Origin of the sequence: Nonlabens sp. (assembly GCF_965657255.1) — a bacterium.
In the GTDB taxonomy this organism is placed as follows: domain Bacteria; phylum Bacteroidota; class Bacteroidia; order Flavobacteriales; family Flavobacteriaceae; genus Nonlabens.
The window spans coordinates 46,713-70,816 of record NZ_CBFHNM010000002.1 but is presented as its reverse complement, the minus strand read 5'-3'; the positions used below and the strand labels follow the sequence as shown (position 1 = coordinate 70,816).

Genomic DNA, 24,104 nt, shown 5'->3' with positions numbered 1-24,104 from the left:
TATAAGATAGCTACAAAAATAACTAATTATATGGTTTGAACCCTAATAAAAAGAAGGTTATATCTTGTAATTTATGTTATAACAACAGTTAGGCCCTATTTTTTATAGGGTAAAAAATGTCAAATACAAGAAAATAGCATAAGAAGATATGTATATGATCCCTTTATATCTAGAAATATAGTAGGCTTTAGGTAAAAATGCTAGAGGTAAAAGGGCAAATGCGATTCCTAACATCCAATAAATGTCATTATTTAATAATCCTAATCCCTTTTCTTCTATTTGGATAGGTTGGATCATTGCAGTAATTCCAAGGACAGAGCCTATATTAAAAATATTGGACCCAATTAAATTGCCTAATGAAATTGCTTTTTCTTTTTTCAAAGCAGCTATAATGGATGCAGCTAGCTCTGGTACTGATGTGCCAATGGCTACCATTGATACAGCAATGATGCTTTCAGGAATTCCAAGGTTTGCAGCTATTTCTACGGCACCTTGAACTAGTAACTCACTACCTTGCCATAGAGCAATTCCACCTAGGACTAGAAACATAATGATTTTCCACCATTTTGATTCTTGTAGTTCCTCTTCAACTTCAACAGCTTCTGGGTTTTTTCTTGCTCTTCTAATTAATAAAACCAAGAACACAATAATAGAACCAAGTAAAACAGCTCCTTCCCATCGTACTAGATTGTTATCAGTAAGTAGTAAAATATAAAGAAGAATACTGAAAGCCATCATCCATGGCCAGTTAAACTTGAAAAAGTCTTTATCAATTGCAAGTGGTGCAATAAGCGCTGTGGCACCTAAAACCAACGCTATGTTTGCAATGTTAGATCCTATAACATTTCCTAAAGCTAGACCAGATAAGCCATCCAACGCTGACTGTACACTTACTAAAAGCTCTGGTGCGCTAGTTGCAAATGAAACCACTGTTAGACCAATGATCATTCTAGATAAGTTCAATTTTAAAGATAAGCCTACTGAACTGCGTACAAGGAATTCTCCTCCTACTACTAGAAGAACTAAACCGATCATTAGATAAAATAAACTCATATGCTCCGACTATTAGAGTTGTAAAAATATCAATAATTGACATACTGTGTTTAGTATAGAAGCTTTTTTTATACTTTAACAGTCCAACGGTATCAATTAAAAAAACGCCCAGTTTAGAGCGTTTTAGGATTATGTAATATCTAGAAATTAAAGCGAATGATTTCCATTACGATCATTGTGGTCATGAAAGGTAACTTTTCCGGTTTCCATGTCGTAAACAGCTGAAACGATAATGATTTCACCTCTATCTTCCATTTGTGCCATTACAGGAGAAGTATCTCTAATATCTTGAACAGTTCGTATTGCATTTTTTTCAATAACGTCGTTTGTAAATTGAACGTTAGATGATTTACGCTCGCCATCAGTTTCAACTCCATTCATGGAAGGTTCAATTTTTGTTAGTAAGGCTGCCAAAGAATTCATATTTAGAGACTTTGCGTCAACTTTATCTATACTAGATTTAACAGCACCACAAGAGGTATGCCCCATAACTATTACAACTTTAGAACCTGCTACAGCTGTAGCAAACTCCATGCTACCTACCATATCTTCATTCTCTATATTACCTGCTACACGAGCAACAAATATGTCGCCTATTCCTAAATCAAATACATCTTCTACAGGTACACGACTATCCACACAAGATAAAACTATAGCCTTTGGATACTGTCCTAACATGGCTTCAACTCTTTGTGCAGAATGATCGCGCCTCGTAAGATTGTTATTCATAAAGTTTTCATTTCCTTTTTTAAGTCTTCCTATTATTTCAGAAGGAGACATGTCAGCTTGATCTTCTGCAGTTAAAATGCTTTTTACTGGCATCTCTAATTCTTGAACAGCGACATTAGGTGTAACGTCCTTTGTTACTTCTTTTTCTGTGTTTTCATTACAAGCGATTAATCCAGTTATTGTTAATGCAGTCGCAATTAATTGAAATGTTTTTTTCATTTTTGTTGATTTAAGTTATTAAAAAGTATGATGTAAACTGAACTGCAGCTGGCCTTTGCCCCAGTTTACTGTTTTTTGATTCATCCAGCCCAATTGTAATCTTATTTTATTAGTCAAAGCATATCCCGCGCCTAAATAGGTTCTATTTCTATCAAATAATTCTACCGTTCGATCATCGCCTATATTCGTTTGCCCATTGATGAAAATTTCGTTATAAAGTGCTAGGTATATGGCGTTTTTTGTTAATTCTTTTTTATTAATGGGTACATTTAAAAAGAGATTATATCTATATCGAGTTCTGAAATCTTGATCTTCTACAAATCGTTGCTCGTATCTAAATCTGTGCGTGATATAAAAACGTTTTCCTATTTTATTGGGTATTAAAGCTTCTTGATAAATTCTATTTTCTCCACTGGAATCATTTGATTCACCAAATTCTCCTGTCGTAATGTTTGCATATCCAGCAGTAAAAGTGATATTAGAATTATCTGGACTATAAGTAACACCAGATCTTAATAATAGTTGTTCCATATCACCGATACCTTGCCAGTCACGATATTGTATGTCACCTTGAAAACCCCAGTTAGAATTTTCAAATTTCTTATTAAAAAAGTACATGTACCACGCGCCCGTTTGAGAGGACTCAACTTGAGCAAAAACATTAGTAGACAATAAAATTAATAAAGCAATACTTATTTTTTTTAACATAATAGTAATTTGACACCACAAATGTATAGTAATACTTTCTTTTTTAATAGTATTGCTATCACAATTAAATATTAATGTTTACCGTGTTATTCTAAAGAAGGTTGAATCAAGTATAGAAAATTATAAAAACATGTAAAGTAGCCTTGTAGAGCAGGTTATATCATTATAGATCATGTTTAAAAGTAAAATTCAGAATTTTTTAGGAAAGAATCTGCTAACTATAAATTTTGTAAGTAATATCAAATTAAAGTGGTAAAATAATTTTTAAACTGATAACGGTAACAGGTTATGTTTAATATATGAAGCTGTGTCACACGATGTGAAAAAGTCATTTAAAAAGTCAATCTCTCTTCACATCTTTCATAATATAGTCTTCTAATTCTTCATTTTTTGAAGTATGCATAACGCTTACATCGCCAGTAGATTCAAGAATAACCGCTTTGACTTCAGTAAGTCTAATGACATTAGCTTCTCTCAATTTTCCTCTTAGTTCGTTTTCAGTAACCTTAGTTTTTTTAAGATTGTTGTATAGAACTTTTCCGTTTTCCATTAGAAGAATAGGTGAGTTGTCCATTAACTTTTCAGCAATTTTACTTCTGTAAGTTAGTAGCGTCACTAAATAATTTAATAGATATAATAAACCTATGAGCAACGCACCTACAAAAAGAGATGGAGAACTGGTAGCGACACTCATGGCAAGTAGATTACCGATAGCAACGGTATTTAAAAAATCAAAGCCAGTCATTTTACTGAAACTTTTCAGGCCAAAAATACGAGTATATACTATAATGCCTAAGTACAAAACGACCGTTCCTACGATTACTTCGGGCATGATGTTTAGGTCTTTTGTAAAGTGATCCCAAGCTACTTCCATTTATTTTTTACTTAAGGTACAATTAATAAGCAACTGACGGCTTAAGATTCTGAATGTTTTAATAAAAAAATGAAATCTAGAATTAGAATTTATCCAGTATAGATCAACTATATAATCTCGTTTGAAATGGGAAAATTAGGTTTCTACTATTTATGAAACATCAATAATTGCTCAACCTATTTGATAGGATTTTGTTGTGTCGCTTTCGCGAAAGCGAAATAATATACTAATTTTTCTGTTCCTTAGTAACCTCACAGATACACCTAAAACCTGTCTTAAGCTCTTCTTGCTCGTAATAAGATAAACGTCTATCTAACATAGCGTTAAATACGGTGTCTTTTGCAATTTCTTTAATTTCTAAGATAGTCATCTGGCCTTTATTGTCTTGCATTCTTCTAAAAAGTCCAAAGTCACCGGTGTAGGCATAAATTTGTTCCTGATACTTAGTCAATTTATATTCACGCTCTAATTTGTTTTGAGCAGCTATCATTTCTTTTTGCGTTGGTAATCTAAATTTTACTTGATATGGGAATATAGAACGTCTTGAAGCATTCTTACTTTTCATTGCATAAACTGCATTTGCTAGATCAGTGCGCCATAAACAATATAATTCTGCCTGTTTTCTAGAAATGTTTACTACGGGATGCCATTGAAAAAATGGACTATTGGCATAGTTTTCCATATTTAATTTTGTAGTGATCATCTCTTCTGGATTTTGATGATTTACCTGCATATACAAACGAGTGTTCCCAGTCCATGGAGTGAAAACACTATCTTTTTCTAATCCAAAACGTGGATATTCCTTCATCTTTTCATGCTTTTCTAAAGACCAGTAGTTTTCAATATTCTCTAAAAACTCGTTATACATTAAATTTGTAACAGGGACGCGATCTATATAAAGATCATTTGTCAGCTTTATAGTCCCTGGCGGAGTAGATGGATCTATTATAAATGGGTCAGTAGAGCTGACTGGTTTAAATAAACTACAGCTGCTAGTAATAAGTAATATGGTAAGAGCTACAATAGAGTACTTTGTAATTCTATTCATAACTAAAGTGATTTGTTAAAAAATAATCATATTTAGGTTAGCAAAAATACTTAATTAACAAAGGTAAACTCCATTTTTGCAGATATTTATAACTATTACCTTAAAGAAAAAAACGATGAAATTTTTTATTGACACAGCAAACCTAGATCAAATTGCAGATGCTCAGGATATGGGTATTCTTGATGGCGTTACTACAAACCCTTCACTTATGGCCAAAGAAGGCATTACTGGTGAAGAAAATATTATCAATCACTACAAGAAGATTTGTGACCTTGTTGAAGGTGATGTAAGTGCAGAGGTGATTTCTACAGATTTTGAAGGTATGGTTAGAGAAGGAGAAGCTCTAGCAGCACTTAATGATCAGATCGTAGTAAAATTACCAATGATTAAGGATGGTGTTAAAGCTTGTAAGTATTTTTCTGATAAAGGAATCAAGACTAATGTTACTCTTGTTTTTAGCGCAGGTCAGGCGTTATTAGCTGCAAAAGCAGGTGCTACTTATGTATCTCCATTTATTGGAAGATTAGACGACATCAGCACAGACGGTTTGAACCTTATTGCAGAGATTAGAATGATTTTTGATAATTATGGTTTTGAAACAGAAATTCTTGCCGCATCTGTAAGACATACTATGCACGTTATTGATTGTGCAAAATTAGGTGCAGATGTAATGACGGGACCACTTTCTTCTATTGAAGGATTATTAAAACACCCTTTAACAGATATAGGACTTGCTAAATTTCTTGAAGACTATAAGAAAGGAAATTCTTAATGTTTAATTACTTATCAGTAATAAATGAGAAACAAAAAAGGTCTTGATTTTTATCAAGACCTTTTTTATTAAGCTCACTATCTACTTAAATAACCTAATAGTGTGGTTTCTATTTGATAATGAAACAAATTAATGTTTGGGTCTAATATGACTAGTTCTGGCGCGATAACCATACTGCGATTGTCATTTCTTAACGCCAGCTGTTTACTTATAGATTGATTATCTACTAATTGAAATTCTGATGATTTTTTGAAACCAAATTTCTGGCTGGTTTCACTCCATACATTACTTTTTGGATCGTCTAGATTAACACCTATAAAATTGATTTCTGGATATTTTATCCTTAAATCATTTACTTTTCTATGAATTCTCAATGCATAGGATTCATTCTTATTGGACCAGTAAAAAAGAACGCTCAATCCTTTCACTTGAGAAGAAAGTGTGGTAATTTCTTTATTAAATTTGTAAAGGTCAAAATCAGGGAGCTTATTGCCTGGATCTAGGTCGATGTAGGTGGCAGCCATTTTTGTGATTTCATTATTCAATTCTTCATCTTGAGAAATTTCTAGAAATTTTGCAACCAGTTGATTAATTTCAACAGCGTTTTTTCTGCTTCTTATGAAATTTCTAGTTTCAATACCTGCAAAAAGACCTTTTAACTCTTCGTCTGTAAAAAGACTGTCTATAACATTCAGTTTTTCTTTACGGTATTCAAGGCCATTGCGATCCACCGTTTTTCCAGTTCCATGTTTGAGAGCACAATTATAAAGAGCAAGATTAGATAAATGTGCTGTTATGTAAGGGCGGTAAGCATAATTGTTTAATAAATCTGTACTGCATATTTCTAAATCACGTCTGTAGGAATAAAAATTAGAAGGAAGAACATCACTTTTTAGAATTTCATTTTTCCCATAATGTGCAGATGCATAGCGTTCTAGTCGGGACCACGAATTGAAATTGAGTATTTTCATAGCGCTTTTCACAAATTCATCTTGAAATTTATTTGCCGAAGCTAACTTGTTAAGTTTTTTAACTCTAATTTCATTAATGCTATCAATCATTTTTTTAAAGTCACTAGGCTCTCTTTGATATTCGCTCAAAAGAGATCTATTTTGTTCCTCGATCTCTAGAAATAAATTAATTAAATAATTATTTTCTTTTGCTGCTGCACCAGTAAAAGCAAGGGATTCATCAAATGCCTTTGTGTTTAATCTTAAACGCAAAGTATCGCCATGACCTAAATAAATAGATTGATACTCTGTCGGATGTGTGAATGTGTAAAGACCTGGTTTTAGCTCTTTATATTCTTTGATAAAAACGCCTTTTTTATCTAATGCAAGTGTATCGTTGATTCCAGAATAATTTTTAATAATTACATAATCCCCTTTTGGATTAATAATTTTTCCAGTAACATAAAGAGATGTAGAATCATCATCTTTTTTTTCACAAGAGCAAATGATCAGTAGGCATGTTAGTAGGGCGATAACATGGGCTGTATAATAGTTACGCTTTCGCGAAAGCGAGGAATAAAAAAGCATAAAATTAACAATAATAATAGATAACAACAAAAAACGGCTTAATGATCTAAAAATCGAGTTAATACACTGTTAAATTGATGGCAAAGAGTTCTACTAAAACTCTACAGATTGAGTATTTTTGCAAATTCAAAAATGAATTTATGTTAACGGTTTCTAATTTATCGGTACAATTCGGTAAGCGTGTATTATTTGATGAGGTAAATGCAAAATTTGGTGGTAGTAATTGCTACGGTATAATAGGTGCTAATGGTGCTGGAAAATCTACCTTCTTAAAAATCCTTACTGGCAAAATGGAACCCACTAGTGGTCATGTGAATCTAGAGGCTGGGAAGAGAATGTCTGTTCTAGAGCAAGATCACAATGCACATGATGGTGATACTGTTTTAGAAACGGTGCTTAAAGGGAACAAGCCTTTGTATAAATTAAAGTCAGAAATTGACGCTCTTTATGCAGATTATAGTGATGAAAATGCAGACAGAATAGGCGAGTTGCAAGTGGCATTTGAAGAAATGGACGGCTGGAATGCAGACAGCGCTGCCGCTTCCTTACTATCTAATCTGGGTATAGGTGAAGAATATCATCACACGTTGATGGGTGATATGGATAATAAATTAAAAGTGCGTGTCCTTCTTACCCAAGCGCTTTTTGGCACACCAGATGTATTAGTTATGGATGAGCCTACTAACGATCTGGATTATGAAACTATCGCGTGGTTAGAGCACTTTCTTGCTAACTATGAAAATACGGTTATTGTTGTATCGCACGATAGACACTTTCTAGATGCGGTATGTACTAATATTGCAGATATTGACTTTGGTAAAATTAATCAATACACTGGTAACTACACTTTCTGGTATGAGTCTTCTCAATTAGCAGCCAGACAACGCCAGCAGGCAAATAAAAAGGCCGAAGAGAAGAAAAAAGAGCTTCAAGAGTTTATTGCTCGATTTAGTGCAAACGTGGCAAAATCTAAACAAGCAACTTCTCGTAAGAAGATGATTGATAAATTAGATATATCTGAGATCAAACCATCTTCTAGACGTTATCCTGCTATTATATTTGAGCGCGATCGTGAAGCTGGAGATCAAATTTTGAATGTTGAAAAGTTAGCAGCTTCTGTAGATGGAGAAGTCCTTTTTAAAGATGTAGATATCAATCTTGCAAAAGGAGATAAAGTTGTGGTGTTTTCTAAAGACAGTCGTGCTACTTCCTTATTTTACGACATTATAATGGGTCGTGCGACTGCAGATGCCGGAAAATACAATTGGGGTGTTACTACAGAACAAAGTTATTTACCAGTTGATAATGCAGAGTTTTTTGATGTAGACTTGAACTTAGTAGATTGGTTAAGACAATATGCGCAAACTGAAGAAGAAAGAGAAGAGGTACACATTAGAGGTTTCTTAGGGAAGATGATTTTTTCTGGTGAAGAGGCTTTGAAAAGTGCTCGTGTTCTTTCTGGAGGAGAAAAAGTACGTTGTATGCTATCTAAAATGATGATGAAGAGAGCAAATGTTCTTATTGTTGATGAACCTACTAATCACTTAGATCTAGAATCTATCCAAGCTTTAAATAACAGTTTAAAGAATTTTAAAGGGACTGTGATGTTAACTACTCATGATCATGAGTTTGCTCAAACTGTAGGTAATCGCGTGATTGAATTAACACCTAATGGTGTGATTGATCGCTACACTACTTTTGAAGAGTATATGGACGATAAGAAAATTAAAGAGTTAAGGAATAAAATGTATACGGTATAGTAGGTAGTTTTGAAACCTAACATACCATTCTATTTATTCCAAAAAAAAATGGGATGACAGTGTTGTGATTGATTGAATTGATCATATTCTCAATTTCTCAGGGATTTGGTCATTCTTTATGGCATCTCTTGATTTTACTTTTTATTAGGAACAGTCTTTGCATAATCTCTAACGAGTATTCGTTAAATTTGTAAAATACCAAGGGTTATGGGAATAATAGGTCGCAGAAAAAATAAAAAGTACGATTATGAGCCACGATACTATAAAAATAGTTCTGGTGATAAACCTTTTCAAATCAAACACAAATTTGATGATCAACGTTCTACCGTACAAAATGTAGGTATCAAAGGAAAATTTGGTAATGCAATTCAAGACCTTAAACAAGGAACTGATGCTTTAGTGAAAAGAAGACTTCTAATCATTATCGCTATTCTTGTTTTGATTTTCCTTTGGATTATTGATTTTGATTTATCCATTTTTAGATTCTAACCGACTTCATGTCAGATATTATAAAATTATTACCAGATCATGTTGCAAACCAGATTGCAGCTGGTGAAGTTGTGCAACGACCATCTAGTGTTGTAAAAGAACTTCTTGAAAATTCTATAGATGCTGGTGCTACTCAAATACAGTTAATCATAAAAGATGCCGGTAAAACGCTCATCCAAGTCATTGATAATGGTAAAGGAATGAGTATGACAGATGCGCGTATGGCATTTGAACGTCATGCAACATCAAAAATATCTACGGCAGATGATCTTTTTAATCTTTATACTAAAGGTTTTAGAGGAGAAGCTCTCGCCTCTGTAGCTGCTATTGCTCAGATTGTTGTAAAGTCCAAGAGACTGGAAGACGATCTAGGAACTTTACTTGAAATAGAAGGAAGTAAAGTTACAAGACAAGAGCCTGTGGTAACTTCTCCAGGAACTATGATTAGTGTACGCAATCTATTCTACAATGTTCCAGCCAGAAGAAAATTCTTAAAATCTGATCAAGTAGAATTAAGAAATATCACGGACGAGTTTCATCGTGTAGCCATGGTGCATCCAGAAGTAGCGATCAGTTTTACTCATAACGATACTTCATTATTTAATCTCATAAGAAGTACACATAGACAGCGCATCGTTAGTATAATGGGTGCAAAGACTAATGAAAAACTAGTTCCTGTAGAAGAAGAAACAGAGTTAATGACCATTAAAGGTTATATCGGTAAACCAGAATTTGCAAGAAAAACTCGAGGTCTTCAATATTTTTTTGTGAATGATAGATTTATTAAGCATAATTATTTGAATCACGCAGTGGTCAGTGCTTTTGAAGGTCTTTTAAAAGATAAATCAAATCCAGCATACTTCTTATACCTCACAGTTCCTACAGATAGCGTCGATATAAATATACACCCAACAAAAACCGAGGTTAAATTTGATGATGAGCATAGTTTGTACGCTATTTTAAGAGCAAGTGTTAAGCATGCATTAGGTCAGTTTTCTGTAAACTCGATTGATTTTCAGCAGGAAAAGCAATATGAAGTTCCTTATGATGTGGCCAAAAACAATCAAACTCAGGCTCCTAAAATAGAGGTGAATCCAGATTTTAATCCGTTTCAGCAAGAAAGTAATTCAAGCAAGTCATTTCAAACAACCTCTTATCAAAAACCACCATCACAGCCTTGGGAAGCACTGTATACAGGTTTAGAAGAAACTTCGCAAATCTTTGATGAAACACATCAAGAAGAGTCTACTACTTCTATTTTTCAACAACATGAAGTAGAGCAACGCAATATTTTTCAGTTGCAGCGCAAGTTTGTCATAAGCACTTTGAAAAGTGGCTTGTTAGTCGTAAATCAACAACGTGCTCATGAACGTATTTTATATGAAAAGCTATTGAGACAGCTTACTGTACAAAATGGAGTGAGTCAACAATTGCTTTTTCCTATAAAAATAAATTTGCCTGTAGAAGAAGTAGCGGTTCTCGTCAATTTACAGGAAGAGCTCGAGCATACTGGTTTTCAATTCAAAAGTTTAGAAAATAACGTCGTAGAAATAGAAGGCCTTCCTTTAGAACTTAAGGAAAAGGATGTTCCTGCTGTTCTAGAAGCTGTGATCGCAAAAGAACAACAAGATCTACCTGAAAACGCATACTCTCCGGCAGATAGACTGGCGCAAACCATGGCAGCCAATATGTCTATTAAAACTGGAGAATCATTGACTAATGAAGCAATGGAGAACTTAGTAGACGAGTTATTTGCCTGTAAAGAACCTGAAATAACCGCTGCAGGAAAGAGAATTTTTATCAATTTATCTGGTGACAGTTTAAATTCAAAATTTAATTAAATGATCAATTTTAATTTATCACCCATGGTTAAGAATTTGTTGATTCTTAACGTCGTCATATACTTAGGAATGGCTTTTCTAGCCAGAGATTTAGCCCCTTTTCTATTTGATACTTTTGCATTGTGGTTTATAGATAATCCTAATTTTCAAGTTTGGCAACCTGTAACGCACATGTTTATGCATAGTCTAGATGGCTATACGCACATACTCTATAATATGCTGTTTTTAGTATTTCTAGGACCATCGATTGAAAACTGGATGGGATCTAAAAGATTTTTATTCTTTTATTTGATGTGCGGTATTGGCGCATTTCTGACCGTAACAGCGGTAGATTATTATAGTTTTTTGTTTGATACAAATGCTTTTATGCGTGATGGTTATTATCGACCTTCAGTAGGAGCCAGTGGTGCTGTTTATGGTGTTATGGCTGCTTTTATATGGCTGTTTCCTAATCGTACTATGGTTCTGTTTCCTATTCCTATTCCTGTAAAAGTTAAATATTTGATAGGGTTCTATATGATCAAAGAATTACTTGCTACCTTGGGAATTATTGGTAGTAGCGCTAATGTTGCTCACCTGGCTCATATAGGTGGCGCATTATTCGGATTTATCATGATTTGGTACTGGAAAAGAAATGACATGGATAAATATAGAATCTATTAATTATGAATGTTTGGGATCAGTTTAAATTAAAGTATGCCACTTTTGATAGAAGTGCAAAGCTTATAACTGTACTATTAGGAACCACTATTTTAGGTTGGATTTTAAGTTTTTTGTACGCTCCAGCTTATCATCAATTAGCTCTTTCCTATGGTTACACCTTTGAGGATTTAACAAACCGTTCCTTTGTTGAACTGCTTTTAAAACCATGGAGCTGGATTACTTATGGTTTTTTACACGATGGTATACTTCATTTTATAGGTAATGCCTTCGGTATTTTTATCGCAGGAAGATATATTCTAAACATATTTAAAGGTAGGCAGTTTCTAACGTTGTTCTTTTTAGGAGTATTTGCAGGAGCAATTTCTTTCGCTTTAGCTACAAACCTATTGCCTAGTTTTTTCAAAGGCACAAGTTTAATAGGTGCTAGCGCAGGTGTATTTGCGCTTATCTTTTTTGCATGTACTTACTTCCCAGAATCTGAGTATCGACTGATTATAGTTAATATCAAATTAAAATACTTTGCTTATTTTTTTCTTGCTATAAATATAGTAGGAGCAGCTTTAGGTGTTAATGCAGGCGGTAATCTGGCACATCTTGCTGGTGCAGCCGTAGGTTATTATGCCGCAACTCGCATGAAATCTGGTATCGATATTTTAGAAGGATTTGCAAAAATAGGAGACTACATTGCAAACCTTTTTAAGTCTAGTCCTAAACAACCTAAATCCCAGCGTAAAGCAAAAATGAAAACGGTATACAAAGGTAAAACGACTACAAGAAAAACTACTTCAGCTAAGTCTACAGATCAAGTAAAGATTGACGCGATTCTAGATAAGATTTCTTCTAGCGGTTATGAATCTCTATCAAAAGCAGAGAAAGATTACCTCTTTAAAGCAGGAAAGGAATAAGATACTCTTACTTAAGTACTAGAAAATTAAGCACAATATTAATTATCATCATAGATAGCTGTTTTGTTTCGCTTTCGCGAAAGCGAAAACACACATGATTTATTCTTTTATAATTTCATCACTATACGGAGAAGGAAGCTTTAATTTAAAAATAACAGCCAAAACACGTGTTGCAATTACTGTTATAGCTGAAACGATGAAAACAATATTGTTAGATAAATTAAATTCTAAAAGCAAAAAGTAAATCATACCACCAGCAATGCAAGCAGTAGCATAAATATTTTTTCTGAAAATTACAGGAATTTCATTGATCAAAATATCACGTATCACACCACCAAAACAGGCTGTCATACAGCCAAGTATGATACATATAAAAGGGTTTAAACCTGCGACAATTCCCATTTCTAAACCAACCACAGTATATAAACCTATCCCAATAGCGTCAAATAAAAATAACGTCTTACGTAGTTTTAATAGTTTGGTTTTAAAAATAAAAGTGATGATAACGCAAGCAAGAATAATGTAAATAGTATTCATATTGCGCATCCATGAAACAGGATCAACACCTATTAAAATATCTCTCAAAGTACCGCCGCCTATAGCAGTAACAAACGCAATTATTATAATACCAAATGGATCTAATTTTTTTGAAAAAGCTGCAAGAGCACCAGAAATCGCAAAGGCAATAGTACCTAAAACATCAATAATTTCAATGAAATTCATCGTCCTTGAGTTAAATAAGTGTAATCTTTAAGAACTGTGCGTATAAATGCGCCATCTCGTAAATCTGATTGAGTGTTTAATAGTTGCTCTACTCTATTGCGCAATTCTCTAAGAGTCATGTAATCGCGACTTTCGCCAGCTAGACGATAGATATCTTTGATCTCATTAACTACAGCGTCAGATAGGATGTAGGCATTTTGAAATTGAGGTTGATAATTGGGATCAAGCTCTTCTAGGATGGTATAAGAAATTTTAGTGCTTTTTTTAGTATTGATAACAATTGTTTTTGCAGCAATATCTCCTAAACGTTGCTTTTTTTCAGAAAATAAAATGGTGACAACGCCTACGGTTCCAAAAAACAATACAATATCAATCAATCTCAATATCCATCTAACAAGAAAATCAGATAGGTTTGCAGGCGATCCATCTTCCTTAACTACTTTGATACCCATTATGAATTTACCTACTGTGCGACCATTAAAAATAAGATGTAGAGTTAATGAATAACAAAAAATGGGTAGAAGAGATAACTCTTTAATTCCTAAGACATTATTACTATCAAAGAGTCCAACGGCTTTGTAAACAGTTAAACTCATCACTATTATATAAATGGCTAGCACTACAAAATCGAGTAAAAAAGCAATCATGCGCTTTCCTACACCAGCAAACTCATATTCAATATTTACATTTTGTGCCGTGTTAATTGCAGTATTTGACATACGGTTGTAAGTTTATATCTTTATTAAAAAAAAATGCCCATGCGCGAAGCTGCTTTTGTGAAGCAAAATAAGGAAAAATGGATAGCTTTTGAAAGAGCATTAGATGCAAATGTAAAGATCAATCCAGATCATTTATCTGATTTGTACATTCATCTTACTAACGATCTTGCTTATGCACAAACTTATTATAGAAATTCAAATACTCTTAAGTATTTGAATTCGCTCGCTAGTCAGGCACATCAAAAGATATATGTTAACAAGAAAGAAAGCAAAAATAGCATTGTAGGATTCTTTAGAACAGATTTTCCATTGTTTTTTTCTGGATATCAAAAAGAATTTTTGTTTGCTATTCTCGCATTTTTTGTAGCTATATTCATCGGTACTATTAGTACACTTTATGATGATAGTTTTGTAAGACTTATTCTAGGTGATGCTTATGTGAATATGACTTTAGATAATATCGCTGCTGGAAATCCTACAGCGGTTTATCAACAAAGTGGAGAAGGCGGCATGTTTTTAGGTATTACTATTAATAACATAAGAGTTGGGATGTTATGTTTTGCATTAGGAATGTTAACATCTATTGGTTCTTTATACGTGATTTTTAGTAACGGCGTTATGGTAGGTGCGTTTTTTACCATGTTTTATAATGAAAGAGTAACGATTGAAGCATGGCGTGTGATCATGCTGCATGGTACTATCGAACTTTCTATAATTGTAGTTTGTGGTGCAGCAGGAATTATTTTAGGTAATGGATTGCTATTTCCTAAGACTTATGAACGTAAATACTCTTTAATAAAAAGTGCCAAAGCAGGCTTAAAAGTAATGGTGAGCACCATACCTTTATTCATTATTGCAGGTTTTATAGAAGGTTTTGTTACTAGATACGCCTTTATGCCAGCAATCGTGAACTGGATTATTGTAATAGGAAGCGCAGCATTGATCATTTGGTATTATGGAATATACCCTAGAATAGTTAAAAACAAATATGAGCAAATACATAGAGCCTCGATTGCGTAGGGATTTTGGCGGTGTAATTACCGCCTATTTTGATTTTTTAAAAGGAGACCATAAAAATATTTTTAAGGTGTTTATCACTTATAATTTTATTTTCATCATCATTTTGTTTTTAACGAACTATTTATCCAGTTCTGGTCTCGATGCATTAGTAGCACTTTCTAGCGGCACTTATATGGATCAAGCAATGGCTGGATCTTTAGAAACTAGTCTGGCGGCAAGTATTATAAGCGCTATTGTGAATTTATTAGTAATTCTTCTTAACGCCAGTCTTGCAGGCGTTTATTTACGATTGTATGAAAGGGATCGCTCTAATAATCCCAACTCTAAAGAGGTATTTTATTTTGCCAAAAATAAATTAGGTGGAATGTTTTTAATCTTATTTATAGGAGGAATCGCCCTGATACCGGTAACTATTGTATCTGTAATAGCTGCTATTATACCTATCATAGGGATCTTGTTTGTTTTCCCTATTATCATGATTTCTTATTTCACCTGGTTAGGAATGAGTATGTTTTCTTATGCTTATGATGAAAATCTTGATGCAGTTGCAGCTTTAGGAAAAGGATGGGAAATGTTGTTTTCAAAATATTGGAAAGCCATAGGAGTATCTTTTGTAAGTACGATATTGATTTATTTAACTTCTATCTTATTTCAGTTAGTTCCTGGACTAATTATTGGTTTTTATGCGTTCAATAGCCCAGAAGATAATTTAGAGTTGCAAGACAATATTTTTATCAAAGCTGTAGAATTTTTCTTTTATGCGATCAATAGCATCACTGGTATCTTTGCATTCTTTTTGATCATGTTAGTTATGGGATTTCTCTATTTCAATCTACATGAAACTAAATACAATGTCTTTTTAAGAAATCGCATTTCAAAATTAGGAGTAGAAGATGCAGAATAAGAATTTCATACTCTTTCTTATGATGTTAGTAGCTTTTTCAAACATTGGAAAAGCACAAGATGTGCAAGGTTTAATTGAGCAAATTGAAGATCAACCAGTTGAAATAGTGGATACGCTAGGTAGAAATTATGATACAAGAGAGCTAACAGTGCGCAAATTTGATCAGGATTTAAATGAAGAATACTCTAGTGGCGAGTTTAATTATGAACGTTCACAGACTAGCAGTCAGAACTTGTTCAGTAGATTCTTAAGTTGGATTTTAGAAGGTATTCAGGATATTTTTGGTTTTACGCTATCACCATTTACCATAAAAATACTTACTTATTTATTCTATTTTCTGATAGGAGCAGTGGTTGTTTTTATGATCGTAAAACTGGTAGGAAATGAAAGCGCTTCAAAACTTTTTGGTAGAACTTCTAAAGAAAAAAGTAGCGTTACTATTGAAGATACTCACATTGAAGAAATTGATTTTACTAATTTGATTCAAAATAATGAAAAAGAAGGTAATTATAGAAACGCTATTCGTTTTCAATATCTGTCCATGCTTAAAAGTTTAAGTGCTCGAAAATTAATCGAATGGGACTTCCAAAAAACCAATAGTGATTATTACAGAGAACTTAAAAACCCAGATACAAAGGAGCAATTTAAAAAAGTATCTTATTTATACGATCATGTCTGGTATGGTGAATTCTCCATTGATGAAAGCTCTTACAGGGATGCAGTACAAGAGTTCAAATCCATAAAATCTAAAGCAGCCTAATGGATAAGAAATCTAAAATATATCTGTATTTAATTTTTGGAGTGGTAGCATTGATGCTTTTTCTAGAAGTCATCACACCACAACCATTAAGCTGGGAAGAAAGTTATACTAGCGGTGACAAGATTCCTTACGGCGCCTTTGTTCTCTATGATCAACTGGACGATCTTTTTGATCAAAAAGTAGAAAGTATCAAAGAAGATCCTGTTAGCTTTTTAAAAAAGCATAAAGAAGATACCAACGCAAATTATATCTTCATTAATAATTATTTAGGTTTTGATAAAACAGAACTGGATTATATGCTGGAATTTGCAGAGCGAGGTAATAAAGTTTTTGTATCCACACAAAGTGTTACTGGTGCAGCTGGCGATACGTTAAAGTTAGCTTCAAATAAACAGTATACCTATTATGAGGAAGATACGGTAAGAGTACGACTTAACAATCCGGTTTTTGAAAACCGCAGTTATATCTATAAAAAAGGAAGTAGCTACCGTCATTTTACCAGTTATGATACCACAAGAACTACCGTTTTAGGTGAAGTCTTACCCTTTGAACCTTTAAAAGGTTATATTAAAAATGTTTTTGGAGAGAATCTGGAGTCGGCAAATGATTCTACAAAAAGCATTGTAGAAAAAGCGATTGAGAAATCTAAGTCTAGGCAAGTGCCACAGGCTAACTTTGTAGAGATTAAAGTAGGAGAAGGCGCTATATATTTTCACCTTAATCCCATAGCATTTACTAATTATTATTTACTACAAGAAGGTAAAGAGCAATATGTGAGTGAAGTTTTTTCTTACCTTAATGATGGCCCAGTTTTCTTTGATGATTATGGTAAATCAGGAAGACGTGTTGTGGCATCTCCTATTCGATTTGTGCTTAATAATAGTGCTCTTAAATGGTCGTGGTACATTACTTTACTAGCCATACTCCTTTATTTTATTTTCAAGGCAAAACGAGAACAAAGAGCCATTCCTGTAAGAAAACCATTAGCTAACAGCACGGTAGAATTTACTAAGACCATCGGTAATTTATATTTTCAAAATGGGGACGTTTCTGGATTAATCAATAAGAAGATCAGCTTTTTTCAACAAAAATTGCGATCTAAATACTTTGTAGATACAGAGAGAATGGATGAGGTTTTTATCAAGCGTCTTGCTGTTAAAGCTGGTGTCTCTCAAGATCAGACTAAGGAAACTATAGAATATATCAATCACCTGCGCAAGAAACCTGTGCATAGTGAACACGAATTAAAACAACTCAATAAAAGGATAGAAGCCTTTTTTAAAGATTAAGAAATGGAAGAAACTAATAACGATTTGAACAATCCTCAAGATCCATCTAATAGCCAGCCACCACAAGAGCCAGCACAAGATCAATTTGTTCAAAACAGTGAAGAGGTTGGTATTGATAACGCTTTCGCGAAAGCGGAACAACCATCAACAATACCACCCCAAGACCAGCCACAAGTAGAAGATAAAGCTACATCTTTACAATTTCAAAACAGACTGGATTTGAATCATTTAAGTGCGGCGGTTTATAAAATAAAGACTGAATTGCGTAAAGTAATCGTAGGCCAGGAAGAAATGATCGATTTATTGATCGTTTCCATACTAGCAAACGGTCATTCTTTGATTGAAGGAGTTCCTGGAGTTGCAAAAACAATTACTGCAAAGTTGCTTGCAAAAACAATCCAGGTAGACTTCTCACGTATACAATTTACTCCAGATTTGATGCCATCAGACATATTGGGAACATCTGTTTTCTCTATGAAAAACAACGAGTTCGAATTCAAACCAGGACCTATATTTTCAAATATCATTTTGATCGATGAGATTAATAGAGCACCGGCAAAAACGCAAGCAGCTCTTTTTGAAGCTATGGCAGAACGTCAAGTAACCATCGATGGTAAGGAATACGAGTTAAATGCTCCGTTTTTAGTATTTGCTACTCAAAACCCAGTAGAACAAGAAGGAACATATAGATTGCCAGAAGCGCAATTAGACCGTTTCTTATTTAAAATTAATGTAGGTTATCCTAATCTGGAAGAAGAAATCCAGATTCTTACCGATCATCATGATCGTAAAAACGCCGATGCAGAATCGACTGTTAATGCCATCATGAATGCCACTGAGATTGCAAAATATCAGAAAACGGTTAAAGAGATTGTGATAGAAAACAATTTGATCAAGTACATCGCAAAGATAATTTTAGATACACGTAACAACCCTAATCTTTATTTAGGAGCATCACCACGTGCATCTATTGCTATTATGAACGGTTCTAAAGCATATGCAGCTATTATGGGACGTGATTTTGTTACACCAGATGACATTAAATATATCGCAACTGCGGTCATGAGTCATAGAATTATATTAACTCCAGAAAGAGAAATGGAAGGACTAACAGCAGATCGTGCAGTCGCACAAATTTTAGAAAACATAGAGATTCCTAGATAGTGAAGAAATTCTTTAAAAGTCTATACCTGCAACAACGCTTCTTTATAGCACTAGGAATTCTAGTGGTGTTATTTGTCTTTGCGTTCTTTTTTGAGCGTATAGTAGATTACCTCAAAATAGGATTTTTTGTAGTGATAGGTTTGCTCATATTTGACATTTTACTGTTGTATCGTTCTAAAAATGCGATCAAAGCAAGTCGTAATCTTCCTGATAAGTTATCTAACGGTGATCAAAATCCAGTAGAGATTCTGGTGTCAAATCGCTACAATTCTTCTATAGACGTAAAAATTATCGACGAGCTGCCTATACAATTTCAAGAGCGTAATTTTGAAATTAATGATACTATCAAAAGTGGCGCATCTAAGGCTTTTCCTTACTCTGTAAGACCTACAGAAAGAGGTGAATATCATTTTGGTGGTTTGCAAATTTTTGTGAGCACAGTTTTGGGCTTTGCTCAGCGTAAATTCTCTGTGGATCAAGACGCCATGGTACCTAATTATCCATCTTTTTTACAATTGCGCAAGTATGAGTTGATGGCTTTTACCAATAAACTAAAAGATTATGGACTTAAAAAAATAAGAAGAATAGGCCATACCATGGAATTTGAACAGATCAAAGATTATGTTCAAGGTGATGATGTGCGCAACATCAACTGGAAAGCAAGTGCCAAACGCAACCAGTTGATGATCAATCAATTTCAGGATGAGAAATCACAACCAGTATATTCAGTAATTGATAAAGGTCGTGTAATGAAAATGCCTTTTGAAGAACTAAAGTTGGTAGATTATGCGATTAATTCTACACTAGTTATTTCTAATATCGCTCTTAAAAAAGGAGACAAAGCAGGAATGTTTAGCTTTTCAGATAAAGTTTCTAATCAGGTAATGGCTCAAAAACGAGCTTCTCAAATGAACTTGATTTTAGAGACTTTATATAATCTGGATACAGACTTTAAAGAAAGCGATTTTGGAAGATTGTATATAGACATTAAACGATCGATCACACAACGCAGTTTGTTGTTGCTATATACTAATTTTGAGACAATGGATGCACTGCATAGACAGCTTCCATATCTTCAAGCGATTGCCAAAAATCATTTGCTAGTGGTCATATTTTTTGATAATACAGAACTTCAGGAGCTTGTAAAACAACCTGCGGTGTCCACACAAGAAATTTATCAAAAAACGATTGCTGAGAAATTTATCTATGAGAAAAAATTGATCGTTAATGAATTAAATAAATACGGTATTCAAACTATTCTTACAGAACCAAAACACCTGACAGTAAACACGATTAATAAATACCTAGAAATAAAAGCAAGAGGATTGTTATAATGAACGGTAATAAAAAAATATATTTTTTTAATGACTACTTTAGGAAATATCCTAAATGGGTATCAGGTCTAGTGGTTGTAGTTTTTACCGTTGGAATCTTAGAAGTATTCTTTAGATATTCTGATGATTACGGTTTTATATCGCATATTATGATATTTTTATACCTACTAACTTTTGTTTATTTGATTTTTCAAATGACTAGAAAAAATGCTTTTTTCTGGGCTAAAAAAGATCAGTTCAAGTTGAAGATTAATGGAGAAACACTTGAAATAGATGCTAAATTTTTATCTGATTTCTACATTAAAAAAGAAATTCTACATATCATTAGAATTAATAGGCTGGATACATTTCTTGTCAATCATTTGCGAGAAAAAGACATAAAAAATACTGGATCTTATGAAGATACAGCAAAAACAATCTGGTAATAGATAATTATTCTATGCCATCGTTAGCTTTCCAGAACGAATATTACTGATTTCCTTTTTTACGTTTAAAGCTTTCTCATTAAGCTTATCGCTATACAATCTATTCTTTACCGCAGCATCAAAGGATTGTTTCATTAGAGAACTGTATAGCTTCTCAAGTCTATAGAGTTTCTCTAAGGCTACATCGTAGGATAAATATTCGTAATTCATGGTAATATCACTTAAATCAGAATACAAAAATATTCTAGTCCTGCGTTTACTACTCCTATCAAATTGTTAACCTTTAAAGTTGTTAGGTTAAAAATCTATTAAATATATCCATTTGAATAGCGTAGCCATGGCGCTCGCAGGAAATAAATTTATCACTCTCTAATATTATAAAAAAAGCTACCGACAATTTCTGTCGGTAGCTTTTAGATTCATAAACAAATTCTTACAGTCGTTTTTGAGTTTTCAAATTCAATTAGTTGAATTTGAAGTAAGGTTTAATTATCCTGTAAAGCAAAAACTCTCTTTAAAAGATCTGTACTTCTTGCACCAACTTTATTTCTTATTTCTATTTCTTCCTGAGAAATCATTTTAAAAACGCCTTCGAGTGCTTTTTGTGTTACATAATCCGTTAAATCTGGATTTACTGAATTGGTAAAAGGTATCGTATTATATTTTGTAATTGCCTTACCCCATAAATCGGTAGCGCCTACTTTACCAAGACTGTTCTGTATTACTGGAGAGAATTTAGAATAAAGTTCTTGTTGTGTTCTCGTCTCTAAATATGAAGTAGCAGCACGTTGATCACCTAGAAGAATATTTTTTGCGTCATCAAAAGTGATATCCTTCACAGCATTTACAAAAATAGGAAGTGCTTCTTTTGTAGCATCTTCTGCTGCACGGTTTAATAATTTCAATCCTTCATCTGCAACACTGCTCAGGCCTATTTTTCTTAAACCGCTATCTACTTTTTGTAACTCTTCTGGAAGTAATATTTTTACAAGTTCATTTTTATAAAAGCCGTTTTCTCCCATTAATTTTGTTACCTCTTTATGGATACCTTGATCTAAAGCCTGTCTTAACCCATTACCGATGTCTAGTTGAGAAAGTGCTCCACCACCTTGTGGTAGGTTGTTTACTATTTCCTGCAAACTACCGCAGCTACTTAAAGTAATCATAGTAACAAGTATTATTGTTATCTTTTTCATAGGGATATATTTGTACCAAAGGTATAAGAAAATGATACTATAAAAAGAATGTTGCATACGATGATATAGGTATTAAATTTGATTCATCAATGCTATAAACTAGTGACCTATGAAACAGTTCTTTTTATTTCTTGCTATTTCTTTTTTATTATCCAGCTGTTATACGACACAAAGCCTCGCTAATAGAGTAGAGTCTAAGCCTGTGGTATTAACTAAAACCTTACTAACCGGACTTTATGAGAATCGAGTTCCTGATGATTTGGAAAATAGTCTATGGAATGACTTGTGTCTTCATTTTCCTAAAAAAGTTCATGACGTTAATGAAGGAAATCAAGTGTTTTTGCAATACACTGAAGATGATAAGGTGATTGCAGAGCTGTATCAATTTGGCCGACTAATAGATACCATGACGCTACCAGGAAAACCTAAAGATCATTATTTTAGAATAAGAAAGGGAAGCCATTTCTTTACACTTATTGTTCTTACTTCAAAACTGAGTAAAAAGACGATTTTGGGTAATGATGCAAATGGAGATTTGTTGTTAGCGCAAGGTTGGTCTAGTAATACCATGTTTTTAGAAAACGATACAGGCCAAGATGAAGAAACTGTAGTTGCTACTTACATGAGAATTAGCGACGATCGTCCTGCAACGACCTATTTTAGCGATTAATGATTATGTATAGCAATTTATCGTTTAATTTGAAAGAGAAAGATTCAGCCTGTTAGAAATATGATCTGATAACTTAAAACCTATTTGAATATTTCTCTATAAAACTATAAGGCTATGGTGTGTCAGTACTTTTACACTCAGATATAGGTGATTTTATTAACCTGTTTTTTATATAATTCGCTTTCGCGAAAGCGGAACCATAAATACTTTAATCTACTGTCATAATTCCATTTACCTAAAACAAAAAAATGCCAACAAGATAAAGTCATTATCTAATTGGCATTTCAAATTTTATAAAAGGTAATTCTATAGATCTAACCTATAAATAACATCAAAGCCTACAAATAATGCACTTGCATACTCGTTATTCAATCTAGTTCTATCATCGCCACCTAAGGCAACCGTAAGTACTTGTGCACCTACCGTATCGCCGCTTTGGTACAGACCATAATCAGTAGTGTCTAGACCTGCTTTTCCTCTTACGATCAATTGATCTTTCATAAAAGAGTAACCAGCGTAAAGAGCAAATCTTATAGACTCTTCTTGTATATAAGTATCTACACCACCTAGGTTATAAGATTTTATAGAAGTTCTTAAATCAGCACCAAAACTGAATTGTTTTGTAATGCTATAATTTGCTTCCATTCTTATAGGAAATGCTGCATCAATATAGAATTTGCTGTTAGGTGTTCTATAATAAACTCCTAATAACGGAGTAATAATGGCACCAAATTCTTCAGAAGAGCTGTACAAACCGTATTTAGTTCTAAATCTATTTTTGTGACGGTATTCTAACAAAGCAATAGCACCAAATTGAAAATCAGCGCCACCTAAATCATCAAAGTTAGACGCTATTTTAGGAAGCAGTAAGTAAGTTCCTGTCCATTTTCTAGAGTGGCTAATCTTTGCTCCTAGGTTTAAACGCGTCATGGTAAGGTTTTCATTTGTAATCCCAGCTAGACCACCAAAATCTATACTTGTATTTTCTGCTGTAAAACCAGTAATCAAAACCGTTTTATCATTGATAGGAGTTGGATAAAGAAATTCAAGATTAACATTGGTAATGTCTGTTTCTTGATTTCCATCTTCATCTTCTAAAGTGGTATTACCAAAATTTAAACGTGCTAGATCCAGATAGTTTTGTGCAGATGCTATTCCAAAACCTAAAAAAACTAGTAATAAAGTAATTTGATATTTCATAAAAAGGAGTTTAGTTATATCGTAAAAATATATCACAGCATCTATTAAATCCTCAATTTTCAAGAATTTTATTCAATAATCTTAATAGTAGCGCATAAAAA

At 33.4% G+C, this 24,104-nt stretch carries 25 protein-coding genes; 14 read left to right on the top strand and 11 right to left on the bottom strand.

Features of this window, described 5'->3' with window-relative positions; genetic code table 11:
• Window positions 1–102: 102 nt before the first annotated feature.
• From ACTF54_RS02770 to ACTF54_RS02750, 5 genes are all read right to left on the bottom strand, one after another.
• The gene (locus ACTF54_RS02770) at window positions 103–1,053 is read right to left on the bottom strand and encodes a calcium/sodium antiporter (RefSeq protein WP_347195546.1); all 951 of its coding nucleotides are present in this window, start codon (window positions 1,051–1,053) and stop codon (window positions 103–105) included.
• Between the two features lie 147 nt (window positions 1,054–1,200).
• Complete coding sequence (locus ACTF54_RS02765) at window positions 1,201–2,001, bottom strand: carbonic anhydrase family protein (RefSeq protein ID WP_347195545.1); 801 nt, start codon at window positions 1,999–2,001, stop codon at window positions 1,201–1,203.
• Window positions 2,002–2,019: 18 nt separating this feature from the next.
• Window positions 2,020–2,709, bottom strand: coding sequence for a DUF2490 domain-containing protein (locus ACTF54_RS02760; protein ID WP_347195544.1), 690 nt, complete (start codon window positions 2,707–2,709; stop codon window positions 2,020–2,022).
• Between the two features lie 340 nt (window positions 2,710–3,049).
• Window positions 3,050–3,583 carry a DUF421 domain-containing protein gene (locus tag ACTF54_RS02755; protein WP_438968692.1) on the bottom strand — a complete coding sequence of 178 codons (534 nt, stop codon included), beginning with the start codon at window positions 3,581–3,583 and terminating at the stop codon, window positions 3,050–3,052.
• A gap of 226 nt (window positions 3,584–3,809) precedes the next feature.
• A complete protein-coding gene (locus ACTF54_RS02750; protein WP_438968691.1) occupies window positions 3,810–4,631 on the bottom strand; it encodes an SUMF1/EgtB/PvdO family nonheme iron enzyme in 822 nt (273 codons plus the stop codon).
• Between the two features lie 115 nt (window positions 4,632–4,746).
• Here ACTF54_RS02750 and fsa point away from each other — a divergent pair, with 115 nt between their 5' ends.
• Entirely contained in the window at window positions 4,747–5,403 is a 657-nt protein-coding gene (fsa, locus tag ACTF54_RS02745; protein ID WP_347195541.1) for a fructose-6-phosphate aldolase, read from the top strand.
• Between the two features lie 77 nt (window positions 5,404–5,480).
• On the opposite strand, the gene ACTF54_RS02740 is transcribed toward fsa, so the two are convergent.
• Window positions 5,481–6,941, bottom strand: coding sequence for a TlpA family protein disulfide reductase (locus tag ACTF54_RS02740; RefSeq protein ID WP_347195540.1), 1,461 nt, complete (start codon window positions 6,939–6,941; stop codon window positions 5,481–5,483).
• Between the two features lie 140 nt (window positions 6,942–7,081).
• Between ACTF54_RS02740 and ACTF54_RS02735 the strand changes: the two genes are divergently transcribed.
• From ACTF54_RS02735 to ACTF54_RS02715, 5 genes are all read left to right on the top strand, one after another.
• Window positions 7,082–8,701, top strand: a complete 1,620-nt coding sequence (locus tag ACTF54_RS02735; RefSeq protein WP_438968690.1) for an ABC-F family ATP-binding cassette domain-containing protein — start codon at window positions 7,082–7,084, stop codon at window positions 8,699–8,701.
• A gap of 207 nt (window positions 8,702–8,908) precedes the next feature.
• Window positions 8,909–9,190 carry a riboflavin synthase subunit beta gene (locus ACTF54_RS02730; protein ID WP_347195538.1) on the top strand — a complete coding sequence of 94 codons (282 nt, stop codon included), beginning with the start codon at window positions 8,909–8,911 and terminating at the stop codon, window positions 9,188–9,190.
• Window positions 9,191–9,198: 8 nt separating this feature from the next.
• Window positions 9,199–11,031: a DNA mismatch repair endonuclease MutL gene (gene mutL / locus ACTF54_RS02725; RefSeq protein ID WP_438968689.1), complete on the top strand. Its 1,833-nt coding sequence runs from the start codon at window positions 9,199–9,201 to the stop codon at window positions 11,029–11,031.
• Window positions 11,032–11,694, top strand: a complete 663-nt coding sequence (locus ACTF54_RS02720; protein ID WP_347195536.1) for a rhomboid family intramembrane serine protease — start codon at window positions 11,032–11,034, stop codon at window positions 11,692–11,694.
• A 2-nt stretch (window positions 11,695–11,696) separates the two neighbouring features.
• On the top strand, window positions 11,697–12,599 hold the full coding sequence (locus ACTF54_RS02715; protein WP_438968688.1) for a rhomboid family intramembrane serine protease: 903 nt from the start codon (window positions 11,697–11,699) through the stop codon (window positions 12,597–12,599).
• A 99-nt stretch (window positions 12,600–12,698) separates the two neighbouring features.
• Here the strand turns inward: ACTF54_RS02715 and ACTF54_RS02710 are convergent, their stop codons facing one another.
• Window positions 12,699–13,322, bottom strand: a complete 624-nt coding sequence (locus tag ACTF54_RS02710) for a trimeric intracellular cation channel family protein (protein ID WP_347195534.1) — start codon at window positions 13,320–13,322, stop codon at window positions 12,699–12,701.
• On the bottom strand, window positions 13,319–14,041 hold the full coding sequence (locus ACTF54_RS02705) for an RDD family protein (protein ID WP_438968687.1): 723 nt from the start codon (window positions 14,039–14,041) through the stop codon (window positions 13,319–13,321). Before ACTF54_RS02705 ends, ACTF54_RS02710 begins: the two co-directional genes overlap by 4 nt.
• Before the next feature lie 39 nt (window positions 14,042–14,080).
• Between ACTF54_RS02705 and ACTF54_RS02700 the strand changes: the two genes are divergently transcribed.
• The 7 genes from ACTF54_RS02700 to ACTF54_RS02670 are packed head-to-tail and all read left to right on the top strand — an operon-like array spanning window position 14,081 to window position 20,937.
• Window positions 14,081–15,061 carry a stage II sporulation protein M gene (locus ACTF54_RS02700; protein WP_347195532.1) on the top strand — a complete coding sequence of 327 codons (981 nt, stop codon included), beginning with the start codon at window positions 14,081–14,083 and terminating at the stop codon, window positions 15,059–15,061.
• The gene (locus ACTF54_RS02695; RefSeq protein ID WP_347195531.1) at window positions 15,030–15,965 is read left to right on the top strand and encodes a hypothetical protein; all 936 of its coding nucleotides are present in this window, start codon (window positions 15,030–15,032) and stop codon (window positions 15,963–15,965) included. The genes ACTF54_RS02700 and ACTF54_RS02695 overlap by 32 nt, the downstream gene beginning before the upstream one ends.
• Before the next feature lie 19 nt (window positions 15,966–15,984).
• Window positions 15,985–16,725: a DUF4129 domain-containing protein gene (locus tag ACTF54_RS02690; protein ID WP_438968686.1), complete on the top strand. Its 741-nt coding sequence runs from the start codon at window positions 15,985–15,987 to the stop codon at window positions 16,723–16,725.
• Complete coding sequence (locus ACTF54_RS02685; RefSeq protein ID WP_438968685.1) at window positions 16,725–18,014, top strand: DUF4350 domain-containing protein; 1,290 nt, start codon at window positions 16,725–16,727, stop codon at window positions 18,012–18,014. The genes ACTF54_RS02690 and ACTF54_RS02685 overlap by 1 nt, the downstream gene beginning before the upstream one ends.
• A 3-nt stretch (window positions 18,015–18,017) precedes the next feature.
• Entirely contained in the window at window positions 18,018–19,178 is a 1,161-nt protein-coding gene (locus ACTF54_RS02680) for an AAA family ATPase (protein ID WP_438968684.1), read from the top strand.
• Window positions 19,178–20,512, top strand: coding sequence for a DUF58 domain-containing protein (locus ACTF54_RS02675; protein ID WP_438968683.1), 1,335 nt, complete (start codon window positions 19,178–19,180; stop codon window positions 20,510–20,512). Before ACTF54_RS02680 ends, ACTF54_RS02675 begins: the two co-directional genes overlap by 1 nt.
• Window positions 20,512–20,937 (top strand): hypothetical protein, encoded by a 426-nt coding sequence (locus ACTF54_RS02670; RefSeq protein ID WP_438968682.1) that lies wholly within the window; start codon window positions 20,512–20,514, stop codon window positions 20,935–20,937. Before ACTF54_RS02675 ends, ACTF54_RS02670 begins: the two co-directional genes overlap by 1 nt.
• A gap of 12 nt (window positions 20,938–20,949) precedes the next feature.
• Here ACTF54_RS02670 and ACTF54_RS02665 read toward each other — a convergent pair whose 3' ends face one another.
• Window positions 20,950–21,147, bottom strand: a complete 198-nt coding sequence (locus ACTF54_RS02665; protein WP_347195525.1) for a hypothetical protein — start codon at window positions 21,145–21,147, stop codon at window positions 20,950–20,952.
• A 275-nt stretch (window positions 21,148–21,422) separates the two neighbouring features.
• A complete protein-coding gene (locus tag ACTF54_RS02660; protein WP_347195524.1) occupies window positions 21,423–22,133 on the bottom strand; it encodes a DUF4197 domain-containing protein in 711 nt (236 codons plus the stop codon).
• A 109-nt stretch (window positions 22,134–22,242) separates the two neighbouring features.
• Between ACTF54_RS02660 and ACTF54_RS02655 the strand changes: the two genes are divergently transcribed.
• Entirely contained in the window at window positions 22,243–22,803 is a 561-nt protein-coding gene (locus tag ACTF54_RS02655) for a hypothetical protein (protein WP_347195523.1), read from the top strand.
• A 306-nt stretch (window positions 22,804–23,109) separates the two neighbouring features.
• On the opposite strand, the gene ACTF54_RS02650 is transcribed toward ACTF54_RS02655, so the two are convergent.
• Entirely contained in the window at window positions 23,110–24,003 is an 894-nt protein-coding gene (locus tag ACTF54_RS02650; RefSeq protein WP_347195522.1) for a hypothetical protein, read from the bottom strand.
• Window positions 24,004–24,104 lie beyond the last annotated feature (101 nt).

Coding starts and splice junctions, on each gene's coding strand:
- ACTF54_RS02665 (WP_347195525.1), bottom strand. CDS start 21,147: ATGAATTACGAATATTTATCCTACGATGTAGCCTTAGAGAAACTCTAT.
- ACTF54_RS02740 (WP_347195540.1), bottom strand. CDS start 6,941: ATGCTTTTTTATTCCTCGCTTTCGCGAAAGCGTAACTATTATACAGCC.
- ACTF54_RS02690 (WP_438968686.1), top strand. CDS start 15,985: ATGATGTTAGTAGCTTTTTCAAACATTGGAAAAGCACAAGATGTGCAA.
- mutL (WP_438968689.1), top strand. CDS start 9,199: ATGTCAGATATTATAAAATTATTACCAGATCATGTTGCAAACCAGATT.
- ACTF54_RS02680 (WP_438968684.1), top strand. CDS start 18,018: ATGGAAGAAACTAATAACGATTTGAACAATCCTCAAGATCCATCTAAT.
- ACTF54_RS02655 (WP_347195523.1), top strand. CDS start 22,243: ATGAAACAGTTCTTTTTATTTCTTGCTATTTCTTTTTTATTATCCAGC.
- ACTF54_RS02750 (WP_438968691.1), bottom strand. CDS start 4,631: ATGAATAGAATTACAAAGTACTCTATTGTAGCTCTTACCATATTACTT.
- ACTF54_RS02705 (WP_438968687.1), bottom strand. CDS start 14,041: ATGTCAAATACTGCAATTAACACGGCACAAAATGTAAATATTGAATAT.
- ACTF54_RS02685 (WP_438968685.1), top strand. CDS start 16,725: ATGGATAAGAAATCTAAAATATATCTGTATTTAATTTTTGGAGTGGTA.
- ACTF54_RS02670 (WP_438968682.1), top strand. CDS start 20,512: ATGAACGGTAATAAAAAAATATATTTTTTTAATGACTACTTTAGGAAA.
- ACTF54_RS02650 (WP_347195522.1), bottom strand. CDS start 24,003: ATGAAATATCAAATTACTTTATTACTAGTTTTTTTAGGTTTTGGAATA.
- ACTF54_RS02710 (WP_347195534.1), bottom strand. CDS start 13,322: ATGAATTTCATTGAAATTATTGATGTTTTAGGTACTATTGCCTTTGCG.
- fsa (WP_347195541.1), top strand. CDS start 4,747: ATGAAATTTTTTATTGACACAGCAAACCTAGATCAAATTGCAGATGCT.
- ACTF54_RS02700 (WP_347195532.1), top strand. CDS start 14,081: ATGCGCGAAGCTGCTTTTGTGAAGCAAAATAAGGAAAAATGGATAGCT.
- ACTF54_RS02730 (WP_347195538.1), top strand. CDS start 8,909: ATGGGAATAATAGGTCGCAGAAAAAATAAAAAGTACGATTATGAGCCA.
- ACTF54_RS02660 (WP_347195524.1), bottom strand. CDS start 22,133: ATGAAAAAGATAACAATAATACTTGTTACTATGATTACTTTAAGTAGC.
- ACTF54_RS02715 (WP_438968688.1), top strand. CDS start 11,697: ATGAATGTTTGGGATCAGTTTAAATTAAAGTATGCCACTTTTGATAGA.
- ACTF54_RS02695 (WP_347195531.1), top strand. CDS start 15,030: ATGAGCAAATACATAGAGCCTCGATTGCGTAGGGATTTTGGCGGTGTA.
- ACTF54_RS02765 (WP_347195545.1), bottom strand. CDS start 2,001: ATGAAAAAAACATTTCAATTAATTGCGACTGCATTAACAATAACTGGA.
- ACTF54_RS02760 (WP_347195544.1), bottom strand. CDS start 2,709: ATGTTAAAAAAAATAAGTATTGCTTTATTAATTTTATTGTCTACTAAT.
- ACTF54_RS02770 (WP_347195546.1), bottom strand. CDS start 1,053: ATGAGTTTATTTTATCTAATGATCGGTTTAGTTCTTCTAGTAGTAGGA.
- ACTF54_RS02735 (WP_438968690.1), top strand. CDS start 7,082: ATGTTAACGGTTTCTAATTTATCGGTACAATTCGGTAAGCGTGTATTA.
- ACTF54_RS02755 (WP_438968692.1), bottom strand. CDS start 3,583: ATGGAAGTAGCTTGGGATCACTTTACAAAAGACCTAAACATCATGCCC.
- ACTF54_RS02720 (WP_347195536.1), top strand. CDS start 11,032: ATGATCAATTTTAATTTATCACCCATGGTTAAGAATTTGTTGATTCTT.